We start from the raw sequence: 22,862 nt of genomic DNA, 5'->3' as shown, positions 1-22,862 counted from the left end.
GGCGCCGTGGGCGGGCTCTCGACAGCCTCTGGGGATGAAGACGCGTGAGCGAGGCGCTGCCGAGGCCGACCGTGCTCGTGGTCGAGGACGACGCCTTCACCCGCCACGCCGCCGTCGCGATGGTGGAAGATGCGGGCTACGCCGTGCGCGAGGCCAGCAACGGCAACGAGGCGATCCGCCTGCTCGACCGGGAGGTCGGCATCCGGGCGGTCGTCACCGACATCGACATGCCGTTCGGCATCGACGGCATCAAGCTCGCCGCCTGCATCCACCGGCGCTGGCCGGAGATCGGCATCGTCATCACCTCGGGCAAGGTGCGCCCCAAGGACGGCGACGTGCCCGCGCAGGGGCGCTTCGTGCGCAAGCCCTACACGGAAGAGCAGGTGATCGGGGCGATCCGGGCCGTGCTGGCCGGGCGTTGAGGCGGCCTCAAACCGCCGCTCCCGGCACACCTCAGGGATAGAGCCGCGACCGGCACCACCCCTCCCCCTCGCGGGTGAAGCGCACCCGGTCGTGCAGGCGGTAATCGCCGTTCTGCCAGAACTCCATCCGCACCGGATCGAGGCGGAAGCCGCTCCAATGCTCGGGCCGCGGCACCGGGCCGTTCTCGTATTTCGCCGAGAGTTCGGACACCGCCGCCATCAGGGTCGGGCGGTCGGTGAGCGGGCGCGATTGCTGGCTGGCGATGGCGCCGATGCGGCTGTCGCGGTGGCGGCTGGCGAAGTAGGCGTCGGCCTCCTCGGGGCTCACCGGCGTCACGGCCCCGCGGGCGCGGATCTGGCGGCGCAGCGACTTCCAGTGCAGCACAAGCGCCGCCTGCGGGTTGGCCGCGAGCTGCTCGCCCTTGGTCGATTGCGTGTTGGTGTAGAACACGAATCCGCGCCGGTCGAAGCCCTTCAGCAGCACCACCCGCACGTCGGGCAGGCCGTCGGCGTCGGCGGTGGCGAGCGCCATGGCGTTGGCGTCCTCGGGCTCGGCCGTTTCCGCTTCCGCCATCCACGCGTCGAACAGCGCGAAGGGATCTGACGACAATGTGAAATCGCTCGGATCGACGCCGACGCCGGCCGGCTCACCGTCTCTTAACCGTTCGATGGCCATTTTCACCCCTGTGACATCCGGGTCGGGGGGCACCGGCACGGGCAGCACACCCCGATGCGCAATCCGACCGTCGAACGGACTGCACGTCAAAACAGAACTGCGAGCCAGGCTCGACCAGCGGTCGGGCAGGGCTCGGACGGACCCTTCAGTCTGCCTCGAGTTCAGGTGTAATGCGTCTGCGTCTGTGTAAAGCCCTCGACCGGGTCGTGCCGATGGCCTTCGCGTGGATGGCGGCGGGCTTCGTCGCCGCATCCTGCACCGGCTGCAGCGGCCCCGTGCTGTCCTTCCAGGCGAAGGAACCCGCGGCGGCGCCCGAGCCGCTGGTGACCGGCAGCATCGCCAAGCGCCCGACCCGGTTCGGCGCCGACCTCGGCGACGAGGATTGGCGGCGCGCCCACGGCGCCCTGGCGATGGCGCTCGATCCGCAGGGCAACGGCCGTCCGGTGAAGTGGGACAACCCCGAGACCGCGATGCGCGGCTCGGTCAACCCGACCGGCCTGCCCTACGTGGCGGGCGACGAGATCTGCCGCGACTTCCTGGCGACGGTGGTCGCGGGCGGGGAGGGCAAGGGGGAGAGCAAGGGCCGCTTCCTGCGCGGCACCGGCTGCAAGCTCACCGGCGGCGAGTGGGAGCTGAAGCGGCTGCGCTCGGCGCGATCGTGAGAGTGCCGGAAGGGTGTTGCAGAACCGCAACGCCCTTCCCACGTTGAAGCGACGCGGCCATAGCCGTATCTCTCGACGGTAGACCCCACAAAAGAACCCCGATGCGCAACCCCTACGACGTGCTGGGCGTGCCGAAAGGCGCGAGCGAGGCCGAGATCAAGAAGGCCTTCCGCAAGCTCGCCAAGGCCTATCACCCCGACAGCAACAAGGACCCGAAGGCCAAGGAGCGCTTCTCGGAGGCGAACACCGCCTACGAGATCCTCGGCGACAAGGACAAGCGCGATCAGTTCGACCGCGGCGAGATCGACGCCGAGGGCAAGCCGCGCGCGACCGGCTTCGAGGGCTTTTCCGGGTTCGGCGGCGGCGGCTTCGACGGCTTCACCCAGCGGCGCGGCGGCGGCGGCGGGGCCGGCCCCGGCGGCATGGGCGAGGATTTCCTCAGCAGCATCTTCGAGCAGGCGTTCCGCGCGGGCGGCGCCGCCTCGGGCGGCATGGGCGGGCGCGGCGGGCCGACCCGCGGCGAGGACGTGGCGGCCGAACTCAGCGTGAGCCTGGAGCAGATCGCGGGCGAGGAGAAAATGCGCATCGGCCTGCCCGGCGGGCGCGACGTCGACGTGATGGTGCCGAAGGGCGTCGTCGACGGCCAGACCATCCGCCTGCGCGGCCTCGGCGGCTCCGCCGGCCCCCGCGGCGAGCCCGGCGACGCGCTGCTGACCATCCGCGTGCTGCCGCATCCGGTCTTCAAGGTCGAGGGCGCGGACCTGCGCGCCACCGTCGATCTGCCGCTGGAGGACGCGGTGCTGGGCGGAACCCTGCGCGTGCCGACGCTGACCGGCGCCGTCGAGATGAAGGTGCCGGCGATGACGAGTTCCGGCCGCACGTTTCGCCTGCGCGGCAAGGGCCTGCCGAAGAAGGACGGCACCCGCGGCGATCTTCTGGCGACGACCGCCGTGACCCTGCCCGCGGGCGAGGACTCCGCGCTGGTCGATTATGCCCGCCGCCGCCGCGAGGCGAAGGCCGGGACGGCGTAAGAACTTCGTCTCCCCCATCAACTCCCCTCATCCTGAGGTGCCGCGCAGCGGCCTCGAAGGAGGGCTCCAGCTCGCGCAGTGATCCCTGGAGCCCTCCTTCGAGGCCTCCGCTTCGCTGCGGCACCTCAGGATGAGGGGATGGGTGGGAGCGGCCGATTCGATGACCTTCCCCGTTAGACGACCTTCAGGCTTCCCCCCTCGGCAGGCCTCCGCTAAGGAAGCGGCCTTGCGCGGGCGGCCTCCGGCAGGGCCGGCCGCTTTAGGCCGAAGCGAAGGTGACGCATGTCGGATCAGAAGGCGGGCGGATTGCTCGCGGGCAAGCGCGGGCTGGTGCTGGGCGTGGCCAACAACCGCTCGATCGCCTGGGGCATCGCCCGCAGCGCCGCGCAGCACGGGGCCGAACTCGCCTTCACCTACCAGGGCGACGCGCTCAAGAAGCGGGTCGAGCCCCTGGCGAAGGAGCTGAACGCCAAGGTCGTCGGCCATTGCGACGTGACCGACCCGGCCTCCATCGACGCCGTGTTCGCGGCGACCGCCGAGGCGTTCCCGGGCGGGATCGACTTCGTGGTCCACTGCATCGCCTTCTCCGACAAGGACGAGCTGACGGGGCGCTACATCGAGACCTCGGAGGGCAACTTCACCAAGTCGCTCCTGATCTCCTGCTACTCGTTCACGGCCATCGCCCAGCGCGCGGAAAAGATCATGCGCGACGGCGGCTCGCTGCTGACGCTGACCTATTACGGCGCCGAGAAGTGGATGCCGCACTACAACGTCATGGGCGTCGCCAAGGCCGCACTGGAAGCCTCCGTGCGCTACCTCGCCGCCGACATGGGCCCCAAGCAGATCCGCGTGAACGCGATCTCGGCCGGCCCGATCAAGACGCTGGCGGCCTCCGGCATCGGCGACTTCCGCTACATCCTCAAGTGGAACGAGTACAACGCCCCCTTACGCCGGACCGTGACCATCGAGGAAGTCGGCGAGACCGCCGCCTACCTGTTCTCGGATATGTCCAAGGGCGTCACCGGCGAGGTGCTGCACGTGGACGCCGGCTACCACGTCGTCGGCATGAAGCACCCGGACGCGCCGGACATCGCGCGCGAGCGGGAGTAGGGCTTCAGCCTCCGGCTTCGTCCGGCGAAGCCGGAGGATCGCGTCGCGTCAGTGCTGCGTAGAGCGCGGGTGGCAGCACCTCGTGGGCTGGCCGCATCCGGGTCAGCTCTTCGGCCGTCAGTTCGCGGGCATCCGGGTCCGAGGCGATGCGGGCTTGAAGCTCGGCTTCTTCCGCCGTACCGAGAAGCGGTACGCCCGTGGCTCCGGTGCGCGGCATAGGGCCGTTCTCTCGCATTTCGATTCGTATTGTATCAGCGATACCGCTTTAAAAGCGCTGGCAAAGATCGGCGCGGCAAGGCGGTGCATCGGACCTTATCCCGAGCCGAAGCCGTAGCGCGACGCACACCGCTGCATCTCCCTCTCCCCTCCGCGGGAGAGGGTGGCCCCCGAAGGGGGTCGGGTGAGGGGAGCGACGCTTCCAGAGATAGCTGGACGACGGCGGCCAAGCGGCACCGCCGCTCCCCTCTCCCGCCCGATCCGCGGGCACCCTCCCCCGCAGAGGGGGGAGGGTTTGGGCGCACCCCTACCGGAACGCCAGCACCAGCGCCCCCACGGCGATCGCCCACAAAGCCAGCGTGGACCAGACCGCCCGGCTCTGCTCCAGATGGGCGATGCGCTCCAGCGCCTTCACGTCCCGCGCCCCCTCCTCGTCGAGGCGGATCATGATGCGGCGGATGCGTTGCGCGATGTCGGGGATGTCGGAGACGACCTCGGACAGCGTCAGCGCGGCCCGCGCGCCGCCCTCGATCCGGCCGATGGGGCCGAGATGGCGGGTGATCCACGAGCGCACCACCGGCTCGGCGCCGGTCCACATATCGAGCTGCGGATCGAGGGAGCGGGCCACGCCCTCCACCACCACCATGGTTTTCTGCAGCATCACCAGCTCGGTGCGGGTGCTCATGTCGAACAGCGCGGTGACGTCGAACAGCAGGGTGAGCACCTTGGCCATCGAGATCTCGTCGGCCTTCCGCTGGTGGATCGGCTCGCCGATGGCGCGGATGGCCTGGGCGAAGTCGTCCACCGAGTGGTGGCGCGGCACGTAGCCGGCCTCGAAATGCACCTGCGCGACGCGGCGGTAGTCGCGGGTGATGAAGCCGAGAAGGATTTCGGCGAGGAAGCGCCGCTCGGCGTGTCCTAGCCGGCCCATGATGCCGAAATCGACCGCGACGAGGCGCCCCTGCGGGTCCACGAACAGGTTTCCGGGATGCATGTCGGCGTGGAAGAAGCCGTCGCGGATCGCCTGCCTCAGGAAGGACTGGATCACCGTGCGCCCGAGCGCCTTGGCGTCATGGCCCGCCGCGACGATGCCGGCGCGGTCGTTGAGCCGAATGCCGTCGATCCACTCGCTGGTCAGCACGTCGCGCGCGGTCAGCGCCCATTCGGGGCGGGGCGTGCGGAAATCCTCGTCGCCCGCGGTGTTCTGCGCGAGTTCGGACATCGCCGCCGCTTCGAGGCGGAAATCCATCTCCATGGTGACGGAGCGGGCGAGGATCTCCACGACCTCCCGCGGGCGCAGGCGCTCGGCATCCGGCAGCAGCGCCTGGACCACGCGCGCCATGAAGCGCATCGCCTGGATGTCGCGCGCGAACCGCTCGCGCACGCCGGGGCGCATGATCTTGACGGCGAGCGTCCGCTGCGTGCCGTCGGCGTCGAGCACGGTCGCCCGGTGGACCTGGGCGATGGAGGCCGCGGCCACCGGCTCGCTGAAGGCGGTGAACAGGGCCGAGACCGGCTTGCCGAATTCCTGCTCCACCACCCGCAGCGCCACGCCCTGGGGGAAGGGCGGCACCCGGTCCTGAAGGCGCTCCAGATCGCGGGCGGCGGCCATGCCGACGATGTCGGGCCGCGTCGCCAGGAACTGGCCGAACTTGACGTAGGACGGCCCGAGCCGGGTCAGCGCCCGCTCCAAGGGGCTGGCGCCGGGGGTCGCGGCGATGCCGCGCCGCTCCAGCGAGCGCCCGAGCTTCAGCGCGAGGCGCAGATGGGGCGGCAGCGCCTGCGCATCAATCAGCGCGAGCCCGCCCTCGCGGGCCAGCACGAAGCCGACATGGGCGCCGCGGGCGAGGTGGAAGACCGCGCCTAGCATGGCTGGAACCCGCCCTGAGGTAATGCCGAATGCCGGGCGCGAAGAGCGCCCCGCGCAGTGGCCTCGGCGTCAGCCGAGGCGTCTAACGGAGCGAAGCCTAAGGCCGCGGATGCGGCCGCCGGCGTCTGAGGCCGGAAGAAAATCAAGTGATTTTCCAGCCGGAGTGGATGGCCACGATCCCGCCCGACAGCCGACGATGCGTCACGTGCGTGAAGCCGGCCGCCTGGATCATGGCGGCGAAGGCGCCGGGGGAGGGGAACTTGCGGATCGATTCCACGAGGTACTGGTAGGATTCGCGGTCGCCCGCCACCCGCTCGCCGATGCGCGGGATCACGTGGAAGGAATAGGCGTCGTAGATCTTCTCCAACACCGGCAGGTCGACGCGGGAGAATTCCAGACAGAGGAACCGCCCGCCGGGCTTGAGCACGCGCCGCGCCTCCTTGAGCGCCGCATCGATGCGCGGCACGTTCCGGATGCCGAAGGCGATGGTGTAGCTGTCGAAGGTATTTTCGGGCAGCGGCAGGGTCTCGGCGTTGCCGGTGACGAAATCGATGCGGCCGTCGTACTTCGTGCCCGCCCGCTCGGCGCCGACGCGCAGCATCGACTCGTTGATGTCGAGCACGGTGACGTGCGTGTCCGGCCCGCCGGCTTCCAGGGTGCGGAAGGCGATGTCGCCGGTGCCGCCCGCCACGTCGAGATGGCGGTAGGGCCGCGTGCGCGAGGGGCGCAGCATGCCGATGAGGTGAGACTTCCAGGCCCGGTGCAGGCCGCCCGACATCAGGTCGTTCATCAGGTCGTAGCGGCGGGCGACCGAGCGGAAGACGTCGTCGACGCGGGCCTGCTTCTCGGAGAGCCGGACGCGCTCGTAGCCGAAATCGGCGGTGTCCTCGCCCGTCTCAGAGCCGATTCCGGTGCTGTTGCCGCTCATCCGATTCCGTGCCGTCCGCGCCGCTGCATCCCCTGGCCGAGCCTCATAGCGAAACCGCGCGGGAACCGCCATGCGGCAGGGGGAGCGGCGGAAGGCGCCGGTGCGGATCGCGCGGCGCGCGCCTATGTGTGAGCGTCCCTGATCGAAAAAATCCCAAAAGAATGCCCGAACTGCCCGAAGTCGAGACCGTGCGCCGGGGCCTCGCGCCCGCGATGGTCGGCGCGCGGATCACCCGCGTCACCTTACGCCGGCCGAACCTGCGCTTCCCCTTCCCCGAACGTTTCGTCGAACGGCTGGAGGGCCGGCGCGTCCTCGACCTGTCGCGGCGGGCCAAGTACCTGACGGCGGCGCTCGATTCCGGCGAGAGCCTGATCCTGCATCTCGGCATGAGCGGGCGCTTCGACGTGGCGCGGCCCGACGGCACGAACCTGTCGCCGGGCGACTTCTACCTCGACGGGGCGCTGGGCACCCCGAAGCACGACCACGTGGTGATGGCGTTCGAGACGGGGGCCACCGTCACCTACAACGACGCCCGCCGCTTCGGCTTCATGGACCTCGTGGCGACGCAAGAGCTCGAACGCTGCCGCCACTTCGCCAACATGGGGATCGAGCCCCTGAGCGAGGCCCTCGACGGCGCGGCCATCGCCCGTCTCTTCCGCCACAAGATCACGCCGCTGAAGGCCGCCCTGCTCGACCAGCGCCTGATCGCGGGCTTGGGCAACATCTACGTCTGCGAGGCCCTGCACCGGGCGGGCCTGCACCCGGCGCTGCCGGCCGGCGCGCTCGCCAAGCCCGACGGCAGCCCGACGCCGAAGGCGAAAAAGCTCGCCAAGGACATCAAGGCAGTGCTGACCGAGGCGGTCGCCGCGGGCGGCTCCACCTTACGCGACTACGCCCACCCCGACGGCCAGAGCGGCGGCTTCCAGCACGTGTTTCGGGTCTACGACCGCACGGGTTTTCCCTGCCAGGCGCGGGGCTGCACCGGGCATGTGATGCGGATCGTGCAGGGGGGGCGTTCAACGTTTTTTTGTGAGGTTTGTCAGGTGATGCCGGGACGGTGAGGGGTGGTGCCCAGGAAACAACTAAGGCGCTCGCCGCTCAGAAATCTGATCCTATTGATCTTTTAAGTAGCTGCCCACGATTGCTGAATAGGCCCAACGAAGAACTACGGAAGCTTATTGTCGAGGCGAGGATAACGGCACCACCGGACGACCAAACGGCTTCGTCACGCCTCCCACCCCTCGAAGAAATCCTCGTCGAGCCTCTTGATTACAACCGTCCTATCAACCTGAACCCCGACTCCGAATCGAACCATCAGCTCAGCAAGCTTGTCGCCATCGATCAGAGCGATCTGCTTCTGACTAGCTCGGCCAGACCGTTGTGCAGCCTCGCTGAATTTCGCAGTCGTGATGAACACGCCTCTTGTTGCGCCCTTGTCGTCAAGAGCACCCTTGAACGCCTGAATTTTTTCCGGCCCGATGCCACTATCGCGGTCGTAGCACTTCGCCTGAACGTAAACCGGATCAAGACCAAGGGCATCTTGATGGATGACGCCGTCAACTCCACCGTCACCACGTCCGCCTGTATGGAACGCGGATTGGTCTCTGCCACCGCCGTAGCCCATCGCCACAAGCAGCCGGATCACGAGTTGCTCGAAGAACCGCGCTCTCGTTGCTTGTGGCTCAATTGAGAAGATACGGTCTAGGAGATCGCCTCGCAGCTCTGCCTCAAGTTCCTTTGCGGCTCCGTCGATCCGCTCATCAGGCGGAACCGTAACTGTATTGCGATCAAGGTGGACCACATCAGCGACTGGAAGAGATCGATCAGAAATTGGCAGATTGCCAGCCGCGGTTAGTTTGGTCTTGGCAAACGCGCGGAACTCCTCGAACTCGGCAAGGACGGCATTGTCGATGCGCTTCGGCTTCCGCTGAAGCACCTCCCGTCCTCGCGCGGTCGCCTGGAATACACCTCGTCGAGGCTGCTCCAAGAGACCAGCCTTAACGAGATAAGTTTTTGCCCAGTGAGCACGGTTGTTGATCAGACGGATGCCACGACCACTGGGAAGCAACTCTGCCATCTGATCAGGTGTAAGCGCGAACTCGACGGCTATCTGTTCGACCACCTTCGGGATCGTTGTCTCGCCTACCGCAGCAAGGCGCAGGACCGGTAGCATCAATGTCTGGTAGTCGGGGATGTCGGGCAAGATCGTACCGGAACGGTTCCGCGCACCACAGAAAGGGATCAGCTCCACCGTAGCAAGATCGTAGGCCAACGATCCACGGTAGAAATTGCTGGCGGAAGTTTTCGCGCCCCCTCGACGATCCCCTCTTTGGTCCTGCGTTCCCCTTCGGCTGGCTCGGACGAAGGAGCCACGAGGAAGAATTTGTCCGCCCCCGAATTGCGCTCCATCGGTCAGATGTCATCGAACGGCTTACCGCCTCGCGACAGCGCAATGTTACGCCAATGGAAATCCCGGCGATCGCATTGCCGGCTCCCGGGATCGTGATCACTCCCGGAACGGTTTTCCCGCGCCCATAGTTCGACCGGGGCAAACAGAACGGAGGAACCGTCCGCCATGCGTATCGCCCGTCTTCTGCCCGTCTTCGGCCTCCTCGCCCTGGGTCTCGCGGCCTGCAAGGACGAGAAGAAGGATGCTCCGCCGCCTCCGCCCCCGCCGCCGGCCACCACCGCGCCGACCCAGCCGAGCGCGCCTCCGGCCACGGCGCCCACCCCGCCGCCGACCAACAAGCCCGCCGGGCAGTAGGCCCGAACACGACAGGGAAGGGCGCGCCCGCGCGACGGGCGCGCCCTTCCCCCCGTGAAAAGGCTCGTGAGGGGGCCTGAACGTTCGGGCGCGGCTCGCGTTGGTTGTCGGTCAGGCTCTGCCTTCCAAACCACCGGGAGCACCCATGAAGCCGCTGTTTCTCGCCGCCCTCGCCCTGCCGCTCGCCACCGCCGCGCTGGCCCAGGCCGGCCCTGCCGAGATCAAGCCGCCCGGCCCCAAGCAGACGCTCGGCCCCGCCGACGGCACCACCACGGTCGTCCAGCCCGGCGGCGTCGACAACGGCGGACCCGGCTCGCTCGGCACAGCGGCGCCCGGCGCCACGGGGGCCACCAACATCACCAACAATCCAGGCGCCGCCGGCAACGCCGAAAAACCGGCCTTACCGATCGGCAATGCCGGCTCGCCCGACACCGCGGGCGGCGGCTAAAACCTTACTCCTTCCCGGCCACCTGCCGCAGCACTTCCGCCAGCTCCTGCGCCGAGTAGGGTTTGCGCAGGAGTTCGAACCCGTGCGCGTCGTCCTGGGCCAGCACGTGGCTGTAGCCGGAGGTCAGCACCACCGGCAGCGCCGGGCATTTCTGCCGGAGCAGGCGGGCCAGCGCGATGCCGCCCATGCCGGGCATCACCACGTCGGAAAACACCGCGTCGAACGGCTCGGGCGCGGCGGCCAGCGCAGCGAGCGCGGCCTCGGCGTTCTCGGTCCAGACCGGGCGATGGCCGAGGTCTTCCAGAATCTGCGTGCAGAAGCGCCCGACATCGAGATTGTCCTCCACGACGAGGACGCGCAGCCCCGTCGCCCCGGCGCCGGAGACGGTCTCGCGGCGGGCGGCGGGCGCGTCGGCGGGGGCGGGGGCGGGGACCTCGGGCAGGTAGAGGGTGAAGGTGGCGCCCGCGCCGGGCTGGCTCTTCACGTCCACGTCGCCGCCCGATTGCTTCGCGAAGCCGATCACCTGCGACAGGCCGAGGCCCGTGCCCTTGCCGACCTCCTTGGTGGTGTAGAACGGCTCGAAAATCCGCATCAGGTCGGCCTGCGGGATGCCGGCGCCGGAATCCGCCACCGAGACGGCGACGAAGGCGCCCGCCGCGCCGGCATGGCCCCGGATCGGCGGCAGGGTCAGGGGCGCGTCGAGGCGCAGCGTCAGGGTGCCCTCGCCGTCCATGGCGTCGCGGGCGTTGACCGCCATGTTGACGAGCGCGGTCTCGAACTGGCTGGCGTCGGCGCGGACGTAGCAGGATTTTCCGGGCAGGTCGGTGACGACGCGGATGCGGGCGCCGGTCACCGAATCGAGCATCTCCGAGATGCCGCGCAGGCGCTCGCACACGTCGAAGGTCTCGGGCTTGAGCGCTTGGCGCCGGGCGAAGGCCAGCAACTGCCCGGTGAGCTTGGCGGCGCGGTCCACCGTGTCGGAGACCGCATCGAGATAGCGGGCCTTGCGCGCCTCCGGCAGCTCGGGGCGCCGCAGGAACTCGACCGAGGAGCGGATGATGGTGAGCAGGTTGTTGAAGTCGTGGGCGACGCCGCCGGTGAGCTGGCCCACCGCCTCCAGCTTCTGCGACTGGCGCAGCGCCTCTTCCGCGTGGCGCTGCTCGGTGATGTCGCGGCCGAAGCCGTAGAGCAGGCCGTCCTCCGGCACGATGGTCCACAGCACGCGCCGCGGCTCGGCCCCGGCGGCGAGGCAGGTCAGCTCCAGTTCGAGCTCGCGGCGGGTGTCCGTGCCGGCCATCAGCCCGTCGAGGGCGGCCGTGAGGGTGGGGCGCTCCTCCGCGACGACGAAGGCGTCGAGCGTCCGGCCGAGGGACTCGGCGGCGGGCCAGCCGAGCGCGCGGGTCCAGGACGGGTTCACCGCCGCGATCCGCCCGTCCGGCCCGGTCACGGCCTTCAGCACCGGCGAGAGCGCCCAGACGCGATCACGGTCGCGCCGCTGCGCCGTCACCTCGGCTTCGAGATCGGCGGCGCGGGTGTGCAGCCGATGCTCGACCCGGCGGCGCGCGGTGATATCTTGGAACAGCACCGCCACCTGCCGCCGCTGCGGCGGCTCGATGCGGAAGGCGGCGAGTTCGAGATAGCGGCCGGTCTCGACCAGCTCGCGCTGGAACCGGATCGGCGTGCCGGTGCGCAGAACCTCGCCGTAGAGCCCGAGCCAGCCCTCCGCCTCGTCGCCCGAGACGACCTCGCGCAGCCGCTTGCCGACGATGTTCTCGAGGCCGGCATGCTGCGTGTAGGCGCGGTTGGCCTCGACATGGACGTAGTCGCTCAGGGCCCCGTGCGGCCCGTCGATGAACTGGATGACGCAGTAGCCCTCGTCCATCTGCTCGAACAGGGCGCGGTAATGCCGCTCGCGCTCGGCGAGCTCGGTCTCGTGGCCGCGCTCGGCGGTGACGTCGCGCACCACGCCGGCCCATCCGCCCGGCGCGGGCACGAGGGTGCGGTTCAGCCACGCCACCGCGCCGGTATCGGCCCGCCGGATGCGGTAGACGGCCCTTTCCGGCGGCGCCTCGCCGGAGAGGGCCGCCCCGTCCCCGGGGAAGGCCAGCGCCTCGACCGCAGCCAGCGGAAGGGCGGCCCGGGGCGCGAGGCCGTGCAGGCGGCAGAAGGCCGGGTTCGGGCGCAGGGTCGCGCCGGATGCCTCGACGGTGAACAGGCCGAGGCCGGCCGCATCCTGGGCGCGGGCGAGGGCGTCGGCCTCCGGGGAGGCTTCTTCGTGCGGTCGGTCGATGGGGCGCAGGCTCTCGGTCTCGGTCACGGCGCCATCCTACTCCGCCGGGACTGGCGTGGAGCTGACCTAAGATAGCGGCGGCCACGCTTCCGGACAGCGGCCGAGGCGCGTAGGTGGCGGGTCGGTACGCTGTCCGGCCGGGCAACTCTGATTTCCGCGCCGCGCCGTCCTTGCGCGGCGGGGCCGATCAGTCCGGGTCCAGCTCCGGATAACGCCGAAAAACCCCGTCCTCGCTGAACGGGCGGCGGCGGTCGCTCGCGAGGTAGGCGGCGAGGCGGGGCAGGCGGCGCACGCGCTCGGCGTGGGCGGCGATCCGCGGTGTCGCGTCCAGCGCCCGGGCGGTGGCGTGGGGGAAGGCGTAGCGCAGGCCCTCCACGAGCTGGAACAGCGAGGTGTCGGCGTAGGAGAGCGCGCCGCCGACGAGATGCTCCGGCCCCGCCGGGTTGCGGGCGAGCACGCGCTCGAACCACCCGAAGAATTTCGGGATGCGGTTCTCGCGAAAATCCCGCGCCCGGCGTTCGGCCTCGGGTTTCTGGTCTTCGTAATACAGGCCGACGCCGACCGGATGGTGGGTGTCGTGGGCTTCCGTCACCATGTCGGCGACCGTGAGTTGGATCTGGTGGGTCCAGACCCGGTCGGTCTCATGCGCGCCGACGAGGCCGATGCGGGGGCCGAGATAGAGCAGGATCGCCGCGGTCTGGCCGACGACGAGGTCGCCGTCGCGCAGGAAGGGCGGGGCGAAGGGCGGGCGGATCGGCTCGTCCTCCAGCCGGTCCATCATCGCCGCGATGCCGCCGCCCTCCTCGTGCGGCAGGCGGGCGACGTCGATGTAGGCGGCGCCGGCCTGTTCCAGGGCGAGGCGGACGAACTCGCCCCGCCCCTGGATCATCGGCCAGTAGTGCAGCTCGTAGGCCATCGAGCTTACCAGCCGCGGGCATCCTCGCGGCTCGGCGGGCGGCCCTGCGGGGTCAGGGCGTCGATCACGCCCGGCAGCGCCTGGGCGAGCTGGCCGAGCAGGTCGTCGCGCGACAGGCCGGTCTCGCGGCTGAGCGAGTCGACGGTGTCGGGGCCCAGCGCCTCGGCGAGGCGGTTGGGCGCGACCTGCTGGTTCGGGCCGTGGCCGATCCACGAGCCGATCACGTCGCCGAGCCCGCTGCGCTCGAAGCTCTGGATCAGGCCACCGAGCCCGCCCGCGGCCTCCTGCCCGGCGGCATCCGCCTCGTCGCGGTCGAGCCGGGCATAGGGGCCGGCGCCCGGCGCGCGGTCGCCGCCAACGCCCGGCCCGTCGAGCATGCCGGCGAGGTCGCCGAACTCGCCGCCCAAATCGGAGTCCCCTTGACGCTGGACCGGCGGCCCGCTGCGGCGGCCCTGGCCGAACCCGCCGAGATCGCCGTCGTCGGCGCCGGGGTCCGGCATGGGGGGACGGCCTTCGTGTCCGCCGCCCTCCTGCCCGCCGAGCCGGCCCAGGATGTCGCCGAGCCCGCCGCCGCTCGCGCCCTTGGCGAGCAGCAGCATGAGCAAGGCCTTGACGATGGGCGAAGACAGGGCGCCGCCGCGCCCCCCGCCCAGAACCTGTCCGACGACCCCGCCGATGACCTGATCGAGCAATCCCATGCGGCTCTCCCTCGTTCGATTTCGGTCAAACGGCCGCGGCCGGGCCGCGGTTGCGCGGCGGCCAGCCCGACCGGCTCGTCCCGTCCAATCCCCTCATCCTGAGGTGCGGAGCGAAGCGCAGCCTCGAAGGAGGGCTCCAGCGAATCGCGCGATCCCTGGAGCCCTCCTTCGAGGCCGCTGCGCGGCACCTCAGGATGAGGGGGAGGGTGGAATGTCTCGCAGCATCGAACCGGCGCGGCCTCGAAGAGCCGAGCCGGCGTGTCCGATCAATTCTCCAGGCTGGAGCGGTAGCGCGCGGAGAGGTGGTCGAGGGGGTTGGTGCGGGTCTTGCCGCCGTCGGGCACCACCGAGGTCGAGGAGCGGATCGCGCTCGGCGCCCGCACCTCGCCGGTCGGCCGGTCGGCGGAGGGGTCCTGGCGGGGGAGCGTGCTGGTGCCGGAAGGCAGGGTGCCGGCGGTGGGCTGGTCGTTGGGGTTGGCCACGCTCTGCGCGAGCGCGGCGCCGGGCAGGATCGTCGCGGCGAGGAGGGCCGCCGCGAGGGGGCGTCGAAGGGTGGGGCGCATCGGAGGGCTCCGTCGTGCGGCAAGCGGATCTGACTAGCCAATCCGAGGCTGCGGCCGAGGTTCCGATCTCGCCCTGCCCGAGTTTCGGGCAGGGGTTTTCGTCACCCCCGCTTGCGCCCACCGCCGCCCTTGTAGCGCGGCTTCTGCCCGCCCAGCCCTTGCGTCGAGCGCGCCTTGGGCCGCTCCTGCCAGGGTACGGCGCCCGCCGGCAATTCGCGGTCGGTGCCGGGGCCCATGTTGTCGAGCGTCGGCTTCGAGATGCGGCTGCCCTTCTGGCCGTAGCGGCCGGCCTCGCGCTCGATGTCGCCCTGGCGGGCCATGGGGTCGTCGGAGACCATGAGTTCGGTGGTCTGGAGCCGCTTCAGCTCGTCGCGCAGGCGCGCGGCCTCCTCGAAGTCGAGGTCGGCGGCGGCCGCCCGCATCCGCTTCTCGAGGTCGGCCATGACCGCCTTGAGGTTGTGGCCCACCGTGATCGCGTCCTTGGCGAGACCGGTGTCGACGCGGACATGGTCCCGCTCGTAGACGCTCTCCAGAATGTCGCTGATGCCGCGCTTGACCGATTGTGGCGTGATGCCGTGTTCGGCGTTGTAGGCGAGTTGCTTGGTACGGCGGCGCTCGGTCTCGGCCATCGCCCGCTCCATCGAGCCGGTGATGCTGTCGGCGTAGAGGATGCAGCGGGCATCGGCGTTGCGGGCCGCGCGGCCGATGGTCTGGATCAGCGAGGTCTCGGAGCGCAGGAAACCTTCCTTGTCGGCGTCCAGGATGGCGACCAGCGCACATTCCGGGATGTCGAGGCCCTCGCGCAGGAGGTTGATGCCGATGAGGACATCGAAGGCGCCGAGCCGCAGGTCGCGGATGATCTCGATGCGCTCCAGGGTATCGATGTCGGAGTGCATGTAGCGCACCCGCACCGAGTTCTCGTGCAGGTACTCGGTCAGGTCCTCGGCCATACGCTTGGTGAGCGTCGTCACCAGCGTGCGGTAGCCGGCCTGGGCCACCGCGCGGACCTCGCCCAGCAGATCGTCCACCTGGGAGCGGGCGGGGCGGATCTCGATCACCGGATCGACCAGGCCGGTGGGGCGGATCACCTGCTCGGCGAAGACGCCCTGCGTCCGCTCCATCTCCCACTTCGCGGGCGTGGCCGAGACGTGGATCGACATGGGCCGCATCGCGTCCCATTCCTCGAACCGTAAGGGTCGGTTGTCGAGGCAGGAGGGCAGGCGGAAGCCGTATTCGGCGAGCGTCGCCTTCCGCCGGAAGTCGCCCCGGTACATGCCGCCGATCTGCGGCACGGTGACGTGGCTCTCGTCGGTGAAGACGAGCGCGTTGTCCGGCAGGTACTCGAACAGGGTCGGCGGCGGCTCGCCGGGTTTGCGCCCCGTGAGGTAGCGGGAATAGTTCTCGATGCCGTTGCAGGCGCCGGTGGCCTCGATCATCTCGATGTCGAAGGTGCAGCGCTGCTCCAGCCGCTGCGCCTCGATCAGGCGGCCCATCTTGGTCAGCTCCTCGACGCGGAGCTTCAGCTCGGTCTTGATGCCCTTGATCGCCTGCTGCAGGGTCGGGCGCGGCGTGACGTAGTGCGAGTTGGCGTAGACTTTTACGAACTTGAGTTCGTTGATCTTCTTGCCCGTCAGCGGATCGAATTCCACGATCGACTCGATCTCGTCGCCGAACAGGCCGATGCGCCAGCCGCGATCCTCCAAGTGGGCCGGCCACAGCTCGATCACGTCGCCGCGGACGCGAAACGTGCCGCGGGCGAAGTCCGACTGGATGCGCTTGTACTGCAGCGCCACGAGGTCGGCGATGAGCTGGCGCTGCTCGATCTTCTCGCCGAGCGAGACCGTGAACGACATCGCCGTGTAGGTCTCGACCGAGCCGATGCCGTAGATGCAGGACACCGAGGCGACGATGATGACGTCGTCCCGCTCCAAGAGGGCGCGGGTGGCCGAGTGACGCATCCGGTCGATCTGCTCGTTGATCGACGATTCCTTCTCGATGAAGGTGTCCGACCGGGGCACGTAGGCCTCGGGCTGGTAATAGTCGTAGTAGGAGACGAAGTATTCTACGGCATTATCTGGAAAAAAACTCTTGAACTCGCCGTAGAGCTGCGCCGCGAGCGTCTTGTTCGGCGCCAGGATCAGGGCCGGGCGCTGGGTCTCCTCGATAACCTTGGCCATCGTGAAGGTCTTGCCCGAGCCCGTGACGCCGAGCAGCACCTGATCGCGCTCCGTCCCCTTCACACCCTCGACCAAAGCCGCGATGGCGGTCGGCTGGTCGCCCGCGGGGGTGAAGTCGGATTTCAGGGTGAACTTGTAGCCGCCCTCCGACTTCGCCGGACGCTCCGGCCGGTGCGGCACCCAGGCCTCGCCGTTCTTGAACAGCGGATTGCCCTCGGTGAGGAGCTTTTCGAGGGCCTCGACGGTGGCCGAGACGCCCTCGGTGGCGAGGGACGGAGCGTCCTCCGGGGTGTTGCCGGGGGCCGGGCCGTCGTCGGGCGGGGTCAGGCCGAGCGCCTGCGCCAGCCGCGGATCGACGTCGGCGGCGTCACCCAGGGCGAACCCCGCCTGCGGCGCCTCGGCGAAGCCGTCCTGCGCAATGCGCTTGTAGGCGGTCGCCTCGCCCTTTGCCGTGTCCTTGGTCTCGCCCTTGCGCCCGCGCCCCTTCCGCGGCGGCTCCGGCACCGGCTCGGCCGGGCGGATGCGCTCGCGGTTGAGCGCGGGGCTCAGCAGGGCGGCCAGATGCTCGTCGAGGGGCTTCAGCTCGGGCTTGTCGGCCCGCGTGGTCGCGGCGCGCGGTTTTTTCGGTGCGGGCATGGGTGCAATATGGGCCGGACGGCGCTCAAGCGGAAGACGCGGGCCGGTTCGGTGTTGCCGCGCCCGTGCCGGCCGCATACCGTCATCCGCCCGACGCACGAGGACGCGCCATGAAGACGGTCAGCCTCCGCGAGGCCGAAGCGGATTTCTCCCGGCTGGTCGAGGAAGCCGCCCGCGGCGAATCCTTCGTGATCGCCGAGGACGGCCGCCCCCTGGTCCGCGTCGTCCCCGCCGAGACGGAGGCCCCGCGCACCCGGCGGATCGGCGGCCTCGTCGGTCAGATCACGGTGCCCGACGACTTCGACACGATGTTCCAAGACGAGATCATCCGGATGTTCGAGGGCGAGTACAAGGGCAAGCCGGAGCCTTGAGGCTTCTCCTCGACACGCATCTGCTGGTCTGGGCGCTGGGCGCGCCTCATCGTTTGTCGAGCGCGGCCCGGCAGATGATCGACGATCCGGCTCATATCCCGATGTTCAGCACGGTGAGCATCTGGGAGTTGGCGATCAAGCAGAGCCTCACCCGCTCGAAGAGCCCGATCGATGCGGCGGTGGTCCGGAACACCCTGCTCCGGGACGGCTACGAGGAACTGACCGTCCTCGGCACGCACGCCGTCGCGGTCGCGAATCTTCCGCTCGTTCACAAGGACCCGTTCGACCGCTTGCTCGTCGCCCAGGCGACCGTCGAGGGCCTCACGCTGCTGACCTCGGACGGGCTCCTCGCGCGCTATCCGGGGCCGATCCGGCGGATTTAGCCGTCCCGCTCGACGAGGCGAGGGGCTTCCGAATCGGGGTTTCCGAAGGGCTCGCCCTTCGGCGGGTCGCCAGGGCAGAGCCCTGGCACGGCATTCCGCTTGACGGCTCTGCATTCGCGTGTACTTTGCGATGCAAAGTAGGCAAGCCTCGGAGGGGGCGCCCCATGCGGGATCTGGACAGAGCCTTGGCCGATATCGTCGCGATCCGGATGCAGATCGCGCGCGATACCGCCTTCCGCGGCCTCGGGGCGGCGACGCTGGCTGCGACCGGCGCGCTGGCGCTCGCGGTGGCGGCGGGGCAGGCGCTCGTGCTCGACGATCCGACCGGGCGGCCGGTCGCCTTCTTCGGCCTGTGGATCGCGACCGCCATTGCGGCCTGCGCGCTGATCGGCTTCGAGGCAGTGCGGCGCTCGCGGCGGGTCCATTCGGGGCTCGCCGACGCCATGGTGTTCAACGCCATCGAGGGCTTTCTGCCGGCCGGCGGGGCGGGTTTGTGCCTCGGGCTCGTCTTCGCCCGGTTCGTGCCCGAGGGGCTGTGGATGCTGCCGGGGCTGTGGCAGGTGCTGGTCGGGCTCGGGCTGTTCGCCTCCGCCCGCATCCTGCCGCGCCCGGTCCAGCTCGTCGGCGCGTGGTATCTGCTCGCCGGCCTCGCCGTGCTGGCGCTGGCGAGCGAGGGCCGCCAGCTCTCGCCCTGGCTGATGGGCCTGCCCTTCGCGGCCGGCCAGGGGCTGCTTGCCGTCATCGTCCACCGCCAGAGCGAGGGAGGCCTCGATGCCTGACGCGACGGAAGCGCGCTTCTCCTACGAGGGGCTCGACCGGGTCATCCACGAGCGGGCGCGGCTCTCGGTGCTGACCTCGCTGGTCGCCCATCCCCGCGGGCTGGCCTTCCCCGATCTCAAGCGCCTGTGCGGGCTCACCGACGGCAATCTCAGCCGCCACCTCGCGGTGCTGCAGGAGGCCGACCTCGTCGCCCTGGAGAAGGGCTACGACCACAACCGCCCGCAGACCCTGTGCCGGCTGACGCCGTCCGGCCGCGCCCGCTTCCTCGACTACCTCGCGGTGCTGGAGCAGGTGGTGCGCGACGCCCAGAGCGCGGGCGGCAAGCCCGCCGGTAAGGACACTACAGCCAGCGGAAAAAAGGCCTCGGGCCTCGCCGAGCCGGCCTGACCGGCACCGAATTCGCTTCGATCTTAATGATTTTCCGCTTTCCTCGTCCGACCGTGCCCGGGAGCTTTACGATGCAAAGCCATTTCGAGCGCAAACCCGAAAAACTCCACGCCGCCATCATCATGGACGGCAACGGCCGCTGGGCCAGCGCCCGCGGCCTGCCGCGCGGGGCGGGCCACCGGGCCGGCGTCAAGACGATCCAGCGGGTGGCGGAGGTAGCAAGCGATCTCGGCGTCGGCACGCTGACGCTCTACGCCTTCTCCTCCGACAACTGGCGCCGCCCGGCCGACGAGGTCGGCGGGCTGATGCGCCTGCTGCGCGCCTATCTGCGCAGCGAGACCGACCGTCTGGCCCGCACCGGCACGCGGCTGACCGTGATCGGCCGCCGCGACCGCCTGCCCGAGGGCATCCCCCAGGCGATCGAGCGCGCCGAGGCCGCCACCGCCGCCGGCACCCGGCTGAATCTGCGCATCGCCGTCGATTATTCCTCCCGCGACGCGATCCTTTCGGCCGCCGCCCGTCTCGGACCCGAGGGATGTTCGCGGGAGGCGATGAGCGGCGCCCTGGGCGAGGCCGGCGACGTCGATCTCCTGATCCGCACCGGCGGCGAGAAGCGCCTGTCCGACTTCCTGCTGTGGGAGGCAGCCTATGCCGAACTGCACTTCACCGACCGGATGTGGCCGGATTTCGGGGAGGCGGATCTGGCGGCGGCGGTGAGCGACTTCACCGCGCGGGACCGCCGCTTCGGCGGGCTGACCGCACCGCGGGTGCCCGAGGCAGCATAAAATTTCAGACTTTCATACCTAAAATTATCAGACAGTCGCGAAATTGCTACATCCTGATGGCAAATCATGCAGAATTCATTCCTATAATATTACCATAAAACAAAAACTTGTCGCGCATGCAGATTATATAAAAATGACATTAGGTCTCTTGTTTTATTTACAAGCAAATCCAAGGCTGAATTATAAAATCGACAAATCAACTCATAACTCTTCTTTTTCGCAAGTCGGACAGCCTTTGATTTTTTCGAACAAATGAGTCAAAGCGCTCGATTTGATGCTTTGAAATGTATGCCTTATCGATCATTATTCCGTGGGAAGAAAATTTAATCGCCGCCAAGCCATTAACATCTGCGCCTGAAATTAAGCCATCATCGTAAACGGCAATGCCAGCTTCGATTGAGTTTCGTGCAGAACCAATCTTGTCACGCAACATTTCCCGGACAGCATCATGTAAGCAGCTCAACCCATCAGCGGCATCGCGCATTAGATCTTGAACACTTCGGCCACGCAACTCCGTCTCACGATTAGCAACCCTCTCACCTGACTTTCTATCATTCCTCAATCCGTCGAGGTCTATTGCGGCAAACACATCATAAACAGTGATATCCTTCTGATTGAGCTGGCTTCTTGAGCCGCCGATACTAATGCTATCGATTGCGCCGCTGGCATGCTGTGCGAAGTTCCGCAAATGCTCAAGAATAAACATGCCAGCATTGCTGTTTTTGAGAGAAACAAGCAACTCATTGAACTGAGCGATCTCAGGAGATCCCCTGCCGCAAACATTTGTCAAGTGGCGCTTAGTTTGGTCAATATACATCGTTGTTGAGGTGAGATAATTGAGAAGATTCCTATTCAATAGAGCAGTCTCACCCAGAAATATGTCGTCTGGTATCTCAAATAACATATGGCGCAGCGCGATATCAAAACATGCCCTTTCAAATTCGCAAAAATTCTCCATCATAATGTCATATTTTTCTTCAATATTTACAAAATTACGCCAATTATTTGTTGAAAGAACTATATCTTGAAAAGCTTGCTCGCTTATGTGAGCAACTCTCTGCGGCCCTATTTTTACGAACGCAATCGCATATTCACCATGCATCCGGACGGCATCAGGAGAAATATGCACCATAATACACCCCCTTCTGTATATTCGTAAATTTGCAAACGAATAATCCTACACCGCAAGCAATAAAGATTGCTTGCAAAATTGGAAACTTGCTCCCGAACGCTGTCGGTTGCCGCGCGAAAGGACTTGTCCTTTCGAAACCGGGATCAGCCGTAGGCCGCCATCGCCCGCACCCCGCCGGGCTCGGCCACCGGCACGCCGGCATCGACATACTCGTTGAGCTTGTTACGGAGCGTCCGGATCGAGATGCCGAGGATGCGGGCGGCATGCGTGCGGTTGCCGAGGCAATGGTCGAGGGTGTCGAGGATCAGGTCGCGCTCGACATCGGCCACCGTGCGGCCGACGAGGCCGCGGGTGGCGGCTTCCGCGAGGCTCGCGGCGCGCTCGACCGGGCCGGACGGCGCGGGCGCCGCCAGGGAGTCGCCCTCCGGGCTCAGGATCGCGTCCGCGCCGATCTCGGCGCCCTGGGCCAGGAGCACGGCGCGGTGGATCGTGTTCTCCAATTCCCGCACATTGCCGCGCCACGGGTTGCGGGCGACGAGGCCCTGCGCCTCGCGGGCGAGCGCGCGCACCGGCACGCCGTTGATCTCGGCATATTTGCGGGCGAAGTGGGCGGCGAGTTCCAGAATGTCGGCGGGGCGCTCGCGCAGCGGCGGCAGGCGCAAGTGCACGACGTTCAGCCGGTAGAACAGGTCTTCGCGAAAAGTGCCCTTCTTCACCTCCTCGGCGAGGTTGCGGTTCGAGGTCGCGAGCACGCGGATATCGACCTTCACGGGCGCTGCGCCGCCGACCCGGTCGATCACCCGCTCCTGCAGGGCGCGCAGGAGCTTGGATTGCAGCCGCACGTCCATCTCGGAAATCTCGTCGAGGAGCAGCGTGCCGCCGTTGGCCTCCTCGAACCGGCCGATGCGCCGGGCCACCGCGCCGGTGAAGGCGCCCTTCTCGTGGCCGAACAGCTCGGATTCGAGCAGGGCCTCGGGGATGGCCGCGCAATTGACCGAGACGAAGGGCCGGCTGCCGCGGTTCGACTTGACGTGGACGTGGCGGGCCAGCACCTCCTTGCCGGTGCCGCTCTCGCCGGTGATGAGCACCGAGGCCTCCGAGCGGGCGACCTGCTCGGCGAGCTTCACGACCCGCTCCATCGACGGATCGCGCCAGACGAAGCTGCGGGCGTCCGCCGCCACCGCCTCCAGCACCGCCGCGATCAGCTCCGGGTCCGGGGGGAGGGGAATGTATTCCTTGGCGCCGGCCTGGATCGCGGCCACCGCGGCGCGGGCGTCCGAGGCGATGCCGCAAGCGACCACGGGGGTGCGGATGCGCTCCTCGCTGAGCGCCTGCACCAGCCGGGCGATGTCGAGCCCGACATCGACCATGACGAGGTCGCCGCCCTTGGCGCGCAACACCGCGAGGCCCTGATCGAGCCCTTCGGCATGGGTCACCGAGGCGCCCCGGTGCATGGCGATCTTCGAGGCGGTGACCAGCTCGCCCGAGAGCCGTCCGACGATGAGGAGCCGCATGACGTCGTCCTGTTCCTGATCCCGTCGGCGAGTGACCGCCTCGGTTGAGCGTGCATCCCCTCTCCCCGCCCGAAGTTGGGCCTGCCCAACTTCGGGCGGGGAG

The 22,862-nt window shown here is 68.4% G+C and carries 24 protein-coding genes; 12 read left to right on the top strand and 12 right to left on the bottom strand.

Annotated elements, in window-relative coordinates; genetic code table 11:
• The first annotated feature begins 44 nt into the window (after positions 1-44).
• Positions 45-422 (top strand): response regulator, encoded by a 378-nt coding sequence (locus tag AAHG03_RS25245; RefSeq protein WP_342154260.1) that lies wholly within the window; start codon positions 45-47, stop codon positions 420-422.
• A gap of 31 nt (positions 423-453) precedes the next feature.
• Here the strand turns inward: AAHG03_RS25245 and pdxH are convergent, their stop codons facing one another.
• Positions 454-1,098, bottom strand: a complete 645-nt coding sequence (pdxH, locus tag AAHG03_RS25240; protein WP_342154258.1) for a pyridoxamine 5'-phosphate oxidase — start codon at positions 1,096-1,098, stop codon at positions 454-456.
• Positions 1,099-1,325: 227 nt separating this feature from the next.
• Between pdxH and AAHG03_RS25235 the strand changes: the two genes are divergently transcribed.
• The 3 genes from AAHG03_RS25235 to fabI all read left to right on the top strand — a co-directional run bounded on the left by AAHG03_RS25235 (position 1,326) and on the right by fabI (position 3,901).
• Positions 1,326-1,760 (top strand): RT0821/Lpp0805 family surface protein, encoded by a 435-nt coding sequence (locus AAHG03_RS25235; protein WP_412759794.1) that lies wholly within the window; start codon positions 1,326-1,328, stop codon positions 1,758-1,760.
• A 101-nt stretch (positions 1,761-1,861) separates the two neighbouring features.
• Entirely contained in the window at positions 1,862-2,791 is a 930-nt protein-coding gene (locus AAHG03_RS25230) for a DnaJ C-terminal domain-containing protein (protein WP_342154254.1), read from the top strand.
• A gap of 282 nt (positions 2,792-3,073) precedes the next feature.
• On the top strand, positions 3,074-3,901 hold the full coding sequence (gene fabI / locus AAHG03_RS25225; protein ID WP_342154252.1) for an enoyl-ACP reductase FabI: 828 nt from the start codon (positions 3,074-3,076) through the stop codon (positions 3,899-3,901).
• Positions 3,902-3,905: 4 nt separating this feature from the next.
• Here the strand turns inward: fabI and AAHG03_RS25220 are convergent, their stop codons facing one another.
• The 3 genes from AAHG03_RS25220 to ubiE all read right to left on the bottom strand — a co-directional run bounded on the left by AAHG03_RS25220 (position 3,906) and on the right by ubiE (position 6,915).
• Positions 3,906-4,118, bottom strand: coding sequence for a hypothetical protein (locus tag AAHG03_RS25220; protein WP_342154250.1), 213 nt, complete (start codon positions 4,116-4,118; stop codon positions 3,906-3,908).
• Positions 4,119-4,424: 306 nt separating this feature from the next.
• A complete protein-coding gene (gene ubiB, locus AAHG03_RS25215) occupies positions 4,425-5,987 on the bottom strand; it encodes a 2-polyprenylphenol 6-hydroxylase (RefSeq protein WP_342154249.1) in 1,563 nt (520 codons plus the stop codon).
• Positions 5,988-6,129: 142 nt separating this feature from the next.
• Positions 6,130-6,915, bottom strand: a complete 786-nt coding sequence (gene ubiE, locus AAHG03_RS25210; protein ID WP_342154247.1) for a bifunctional demethylmenaquinone methyltransferase/2-methoxy-6-polyprenyl-1,4-benzoquinol methylase UbiE — start codon at positions 6,913-6,915, stop codon at positions 6,130-6,132.
• A gap of 161 nt (positions 6,916-7,076) precedes the next feature.
• On the opposite strand from ubiE, the gene mutM reads away from it, so the two are divergent.
• Positions 7,077-7,976 carry a bifunctional DNA-formamidopyrimidine glycosylase/DNA-(apurinic or apyrimidinic site) lyase gene (mutM, locus tag AAHG03_RS25205; RefSeq protein WP_342154244.1) on the top strand — a complete coding sequence of 300 codons (900 nt, stop codon included), beginning with the start codon at positions 7,077-7,079 and terminating at the stop codon, positions 7,974-7,976.
• 164 nt (positions 7,977-8,140) lie between these two features.
• Here the strand turns inward: mutM and AAHG03_RS25200 are convergent, their stop codons facing one another.
• Positions 8,141-9,187, bottom strand: a complete 1,047-nt coding sequence (locus tag AAHG03_RS25200; RefSeq protein ID WP_342154242.1) for a restriction endonuclease — start codon at positions 9,185-9,187, stop codon at positions 8,141-8,143.
• 303 nt (positions 9,188-9,490) lie between these two features.
• On the opposite strand from AAHG03_RS25200, the gene AAHG03_RS25195 reads away from it, so the two are divergent.
• Positions 9,491-9,679, top strand: a complete 189-nt coding sequence (locus AAHG03_RS25195) for a hypothetical protein (RefSeq protein WP_342154240.1) — start codon at positions 9,491-9,493, stop codon at positions 9,677-9,679.
• Positions 9,680-9,824: 145 nt separating this feature from the next.
• A complete protein-coding gene (locus AAHG03_RS25190) occupies positions 9,825-10,127 on the top strand; it encodes a hypothetical protein (RefSeq protein WP_342154238.1) in 303 nt (100 codons plus the stop codon).
• Positions 10,128-10,131: 4 nt separating this feature from the next.
• On the opposite strand, the gene AAHG03_RS25185 is transcribed toward AAHG03_RS25190, so the two are convergent.
• From AAHG03_RS25185 to uvrB, 5 genes are all read right to left on the bottom strand, one after another.
• On the bottom strand, positions 10,132-12,426 hold the full coding sequence (locus AAHG03_RS25185; RefSeq protein WP_342154299.1) for a hybrid sensor histidine kinase/response regulator: 2,295 nt from the start codon (positions 12,424-12,426) through the stop codon (positions 10,132-10,134).
• 178 nt (positions 12,427-12,604) lie between these two features.
• Positions 12,605-13,333: a glutathione S-transferase gene (locus AAHG03_RS25180; protein ID WP_342154236.1), complete on the bottom strand. Its 729-nt coding sequence runs from the start codon at positions 13,331-13,333 to the stop codon at positions 12,605-12,607.
• A gap of 5 nt (positions 13,334-13,338) precedes the next feature.
• Entirely contained in the window at positions 13,339-14,031 is a 693-nt protein-coding gene (locus AAHG03_RS25175) for a YidB family protein (protein ID WP_342154234.1), read from the bottom strand.
• A 266-nt stretch (positions 14,032-14,297) separates the two neighbouring features.
• Complete coding sequence (locus tag AAHG03_RS25170; RefSeq protein WP_342154232.1) at positions 14,298-14,594, bottom strand: hypothetical protein; 297 nt, start codon at positions 14,592-14,594, stop codon at positions 14,298-14,300.
• Between the two features lie 101 nt (positions 14,595-14,695).
• Entirely contained in the window at positions 14,696-17,407 is a 2,712-nt protein-coding gene (gene uvrB / locus AAHG03_RS25165; protein ID WP_342154230.1) for an excinuclease ABC subunit UvrB, read from the bottom strand.
• A 110-nt stretch (positions 17,408-17,517) separates the two neighbouring features.
• Here uvrB and AAHG03_RS25160 point away from each other — a divergent pair, with 110 nt between their 5' ends.
• From AAHG03_RS25160 to AAHG03_RS25140, 5 genes are all read left to right on the top strand, one after another.
• A complete protein-coding gene (locus AAHG03_RS25160) occupies positions 17,518-17,778 on the top strand; it encodes a type II toxin-antitoxin system Phd/YefM family antitoxin (protein WP_342154228.1) in 261 nt (86 codons plus the stop codon).
• Complete coding sequence (locus AAHG03_RS25155) at positions 17,775-18,161, top strand: type II toxin-antitoxin system VapC family toxin (protein ID WP_342154226.1); 387 nt, start codon at positions 17,775-17,777, stop codon at positions 18,159-18,161. Before AAHG03_RS25160 ends, AAHG03_RS25155 begins: the two co-directional genes overlap by 4 nt.
• Before the next feature lie 164 nt (positions 18,162-18,325).
• Complete coding sequence (locus AAHG03_RS25150) at positions 18,326-18,940, top strand: hypothetical protein (RefSeq protein ID WP_342154224.1); 615 nt, start codon at positions 18,326-18,328, stop codon at positions 18,938-18,940.
• Positions 18,933-19,328 (top strand): transcriptional regulator, encoded by a 396-nt coding sequence (locus AAHG03_RS25145; RefSeq protein WP_342154222.1) that lies wholly within the window; start codon positions 18,933-18,935, stop codon positions 19,326-19,328. Before AAHG03_RS25150 ends, AAHG03_RS25145 begins: the two co-directional genes overlap by 8 nt.
• Before the next feature lie 71 nt (positions 19,329-19,399).
• Positions 19,400-20,113 (top strand): di-trans,poly-cis-decaprenylcistransferase, encoded by a 714-nt coding sequence (locus AAHG03_RS25140; RefSeq protein ID WP_342154220.1) that lies wholly within the window; start codon positions 19,400-19,402, stop codon positions 20,111-20,113.
• A 196-nt stretch (positions 20,114-20,309) separates the two neighbouring features.
• Here AAHG03_RS25140 and AAHG03_RS25135 read toward each other — a convergent pair whose 3' ends face one another.
• Positions 20,310-21,245: a hypothetical protein gene (locus AAHG03_RS25135; RefSeq protein ID WP_342154218.1), complete on the bottom strand. Its 936-nt coding sequence runs from the start codon at positions 21,243-21,245 to the stop codon at positions 20,310-20,312.
• A gap of 143 nt (positions 21,246-21,388) precedes the next feature.
• Positions 21,389-22,759, bottom strand: a complete 1,371-nt coding sequence (gene flbD / locus AAHG03_RS25130; protein ID WP_342154216.1) for a sigma-54-dependent transcriptional regulator FlbD — start codon at positions 22,757-22,759, stop codon at positions 21,389-21,391.
• Positions 22,760-22,862 lie beyond the last annotated feature (103 nt).

It is taken from the genome of Methylorubrum subtropicum, assembly GCF_038442325.1.
Taxonomy (GTDB): domain Bacteria; phylum Pseudomonadota; class Alphaproteobacteria; order Rhizobiales; family Beijerinckiaceae; genus Methylobacterium; species Methylobacterium subtropicum.
Note: the sequence above shows the minus strand (reverse complement) of the source record. Positions and strands in the feature narration are given on the sequence as shown.

Coding starts and splice junctions, on each gene's coding strand:
- pdxH (WP_342154258.1), bottom strand. CDS start 1,098: ATGGCCATCGAACGGTTAAGAGACGGTGAGCCGGCCGGCGTCGGCGTC.
- AAHG03_RS25235 (WP_412759794.1), top strand. CDS start 1,326: ATGGCGGCGGGCTTCGTCGCCGCATCCTGCACCGGCTGCAGCGGCCCC.
- AAHG03_RS25230 (WP_342154254.1), top strand. CDS start 1,862: ATGCGCAACCCCTACGACGTGCTGGGCGTGCCGAAAGGCGCGAGCGAG.
- fabI (WP_342154252.1), top strand. CDS start 3,074: ATGTCGGATCAGAAGGCGGGCGGATTGCTCGCGGGCAAGCGCGGGCTG.
- AAHG03_RS25220 (WP_342154250.1), bottom strand. CDS start 4,118: ATGCCGCGCACCGGAGCCACGGGCGTACCGCTTCTCGGTACGGCGGAA.
- ubiB (WP_342154249.1), bottom strand. CDS start 5,987: ATGCTAGGCGCGGTCTTCCACCTCGCCCGCGGCGCCCATGTCGGCTTC.
- ubiE (WP_342154247.1), bottom strand. CDS start 6,915: ATGAGCGGCAACAGCACCGGAATCGGCTCTGAGACGGGCGAGGACACC.
- mutM (WP_342154244.1), top strand. CDS start 7,077: ATGCCCGAACTGCCCGAAGTCGAGACCGTGCGCCGGGGCCTCGCGCCC.
- AAHG03_RS25195 (WP_342154240.1), top strand. CDS start 9,491: ATGCGTATCGCCCGTCTTCTGCCCGTCTTCGGCCTCCTCGCCCTGGGT.
- AAHG03_RS25190 (WP_342154238.1), top strand. CDS start 9,825: ATGAAGCCGCTGTTTCTCGCCGCCCTCGCCCTGCCGCTCGCCACCGCC.
- AAHG03_RS25180 (WP_342154236.1), bottom strand. CDS start 13,333: ATGGCCTACGAGCTGCACTACTGGCCGATGATCCAGGGGCGGGGCGAG.
- AAHG03_RS25175 (WP_342154234.1), bottom strand. CDS start 14,031: ATGGGATTGCTCGATCAGGTCATCGGCGGGGTCGTCGGACAGGTTCTG.
- AAHG03_RS25170 (WP_342154232.1), bottom strand. CDS start 14,594: ATGCGCCCCACCCTTCGACGCCCCCTCGCGGCGGCCCTCCTCGCCGCG.
- uvrB (WP_342154230.1), bottom strand. CDS start 17,407: ATGCCCGCACCGAAAAAACCGCGCGCCGCGACCACGCGGGCCGACAAG.
- AAHG03_RS25160 (WP_342154228.1), top strand. CDS start 17,518: ATGAAGACGGTCAGCCTCCGCGAGGCCGAAGCGGATTTCTCCCGGCTG.
- AAHG03_RS25150 (WP_342154224.1), top strand. CDS start 18,326: ATGCGGGATCTGGACAGAGCCTTGGCCGATATCGTCGCGATCCGGATG.
- AAHG03_RS25145 (WP_342154222.1), top strand. CDS start 18,933: ATGCCTGACGCGACGGAAGCGCGCTTCTCCTACGAGGGGCTCGACCGG.
- AAHG03_RS25140 (WP_342154220.1), top strand. CDS start 19,400: ATGCAAAGCCATTTCGAGCGCAAACCCGAAAAACTCCACGCCGCCATC.
- AAHG03_RS25135 (WP_342154218.1), bottom strand. CDS start 21,245: ATGGTGCATATTTCTCCTGATGCCGTCCGGATGCATGGTGAATATGCG.
- flbD (WP_342154216.1), bottom strand. CDS start 22,759: ATGCGGCTCCTCATCGTCGGACGGCTCTCGGGCGAGCTGGTCACCGCC.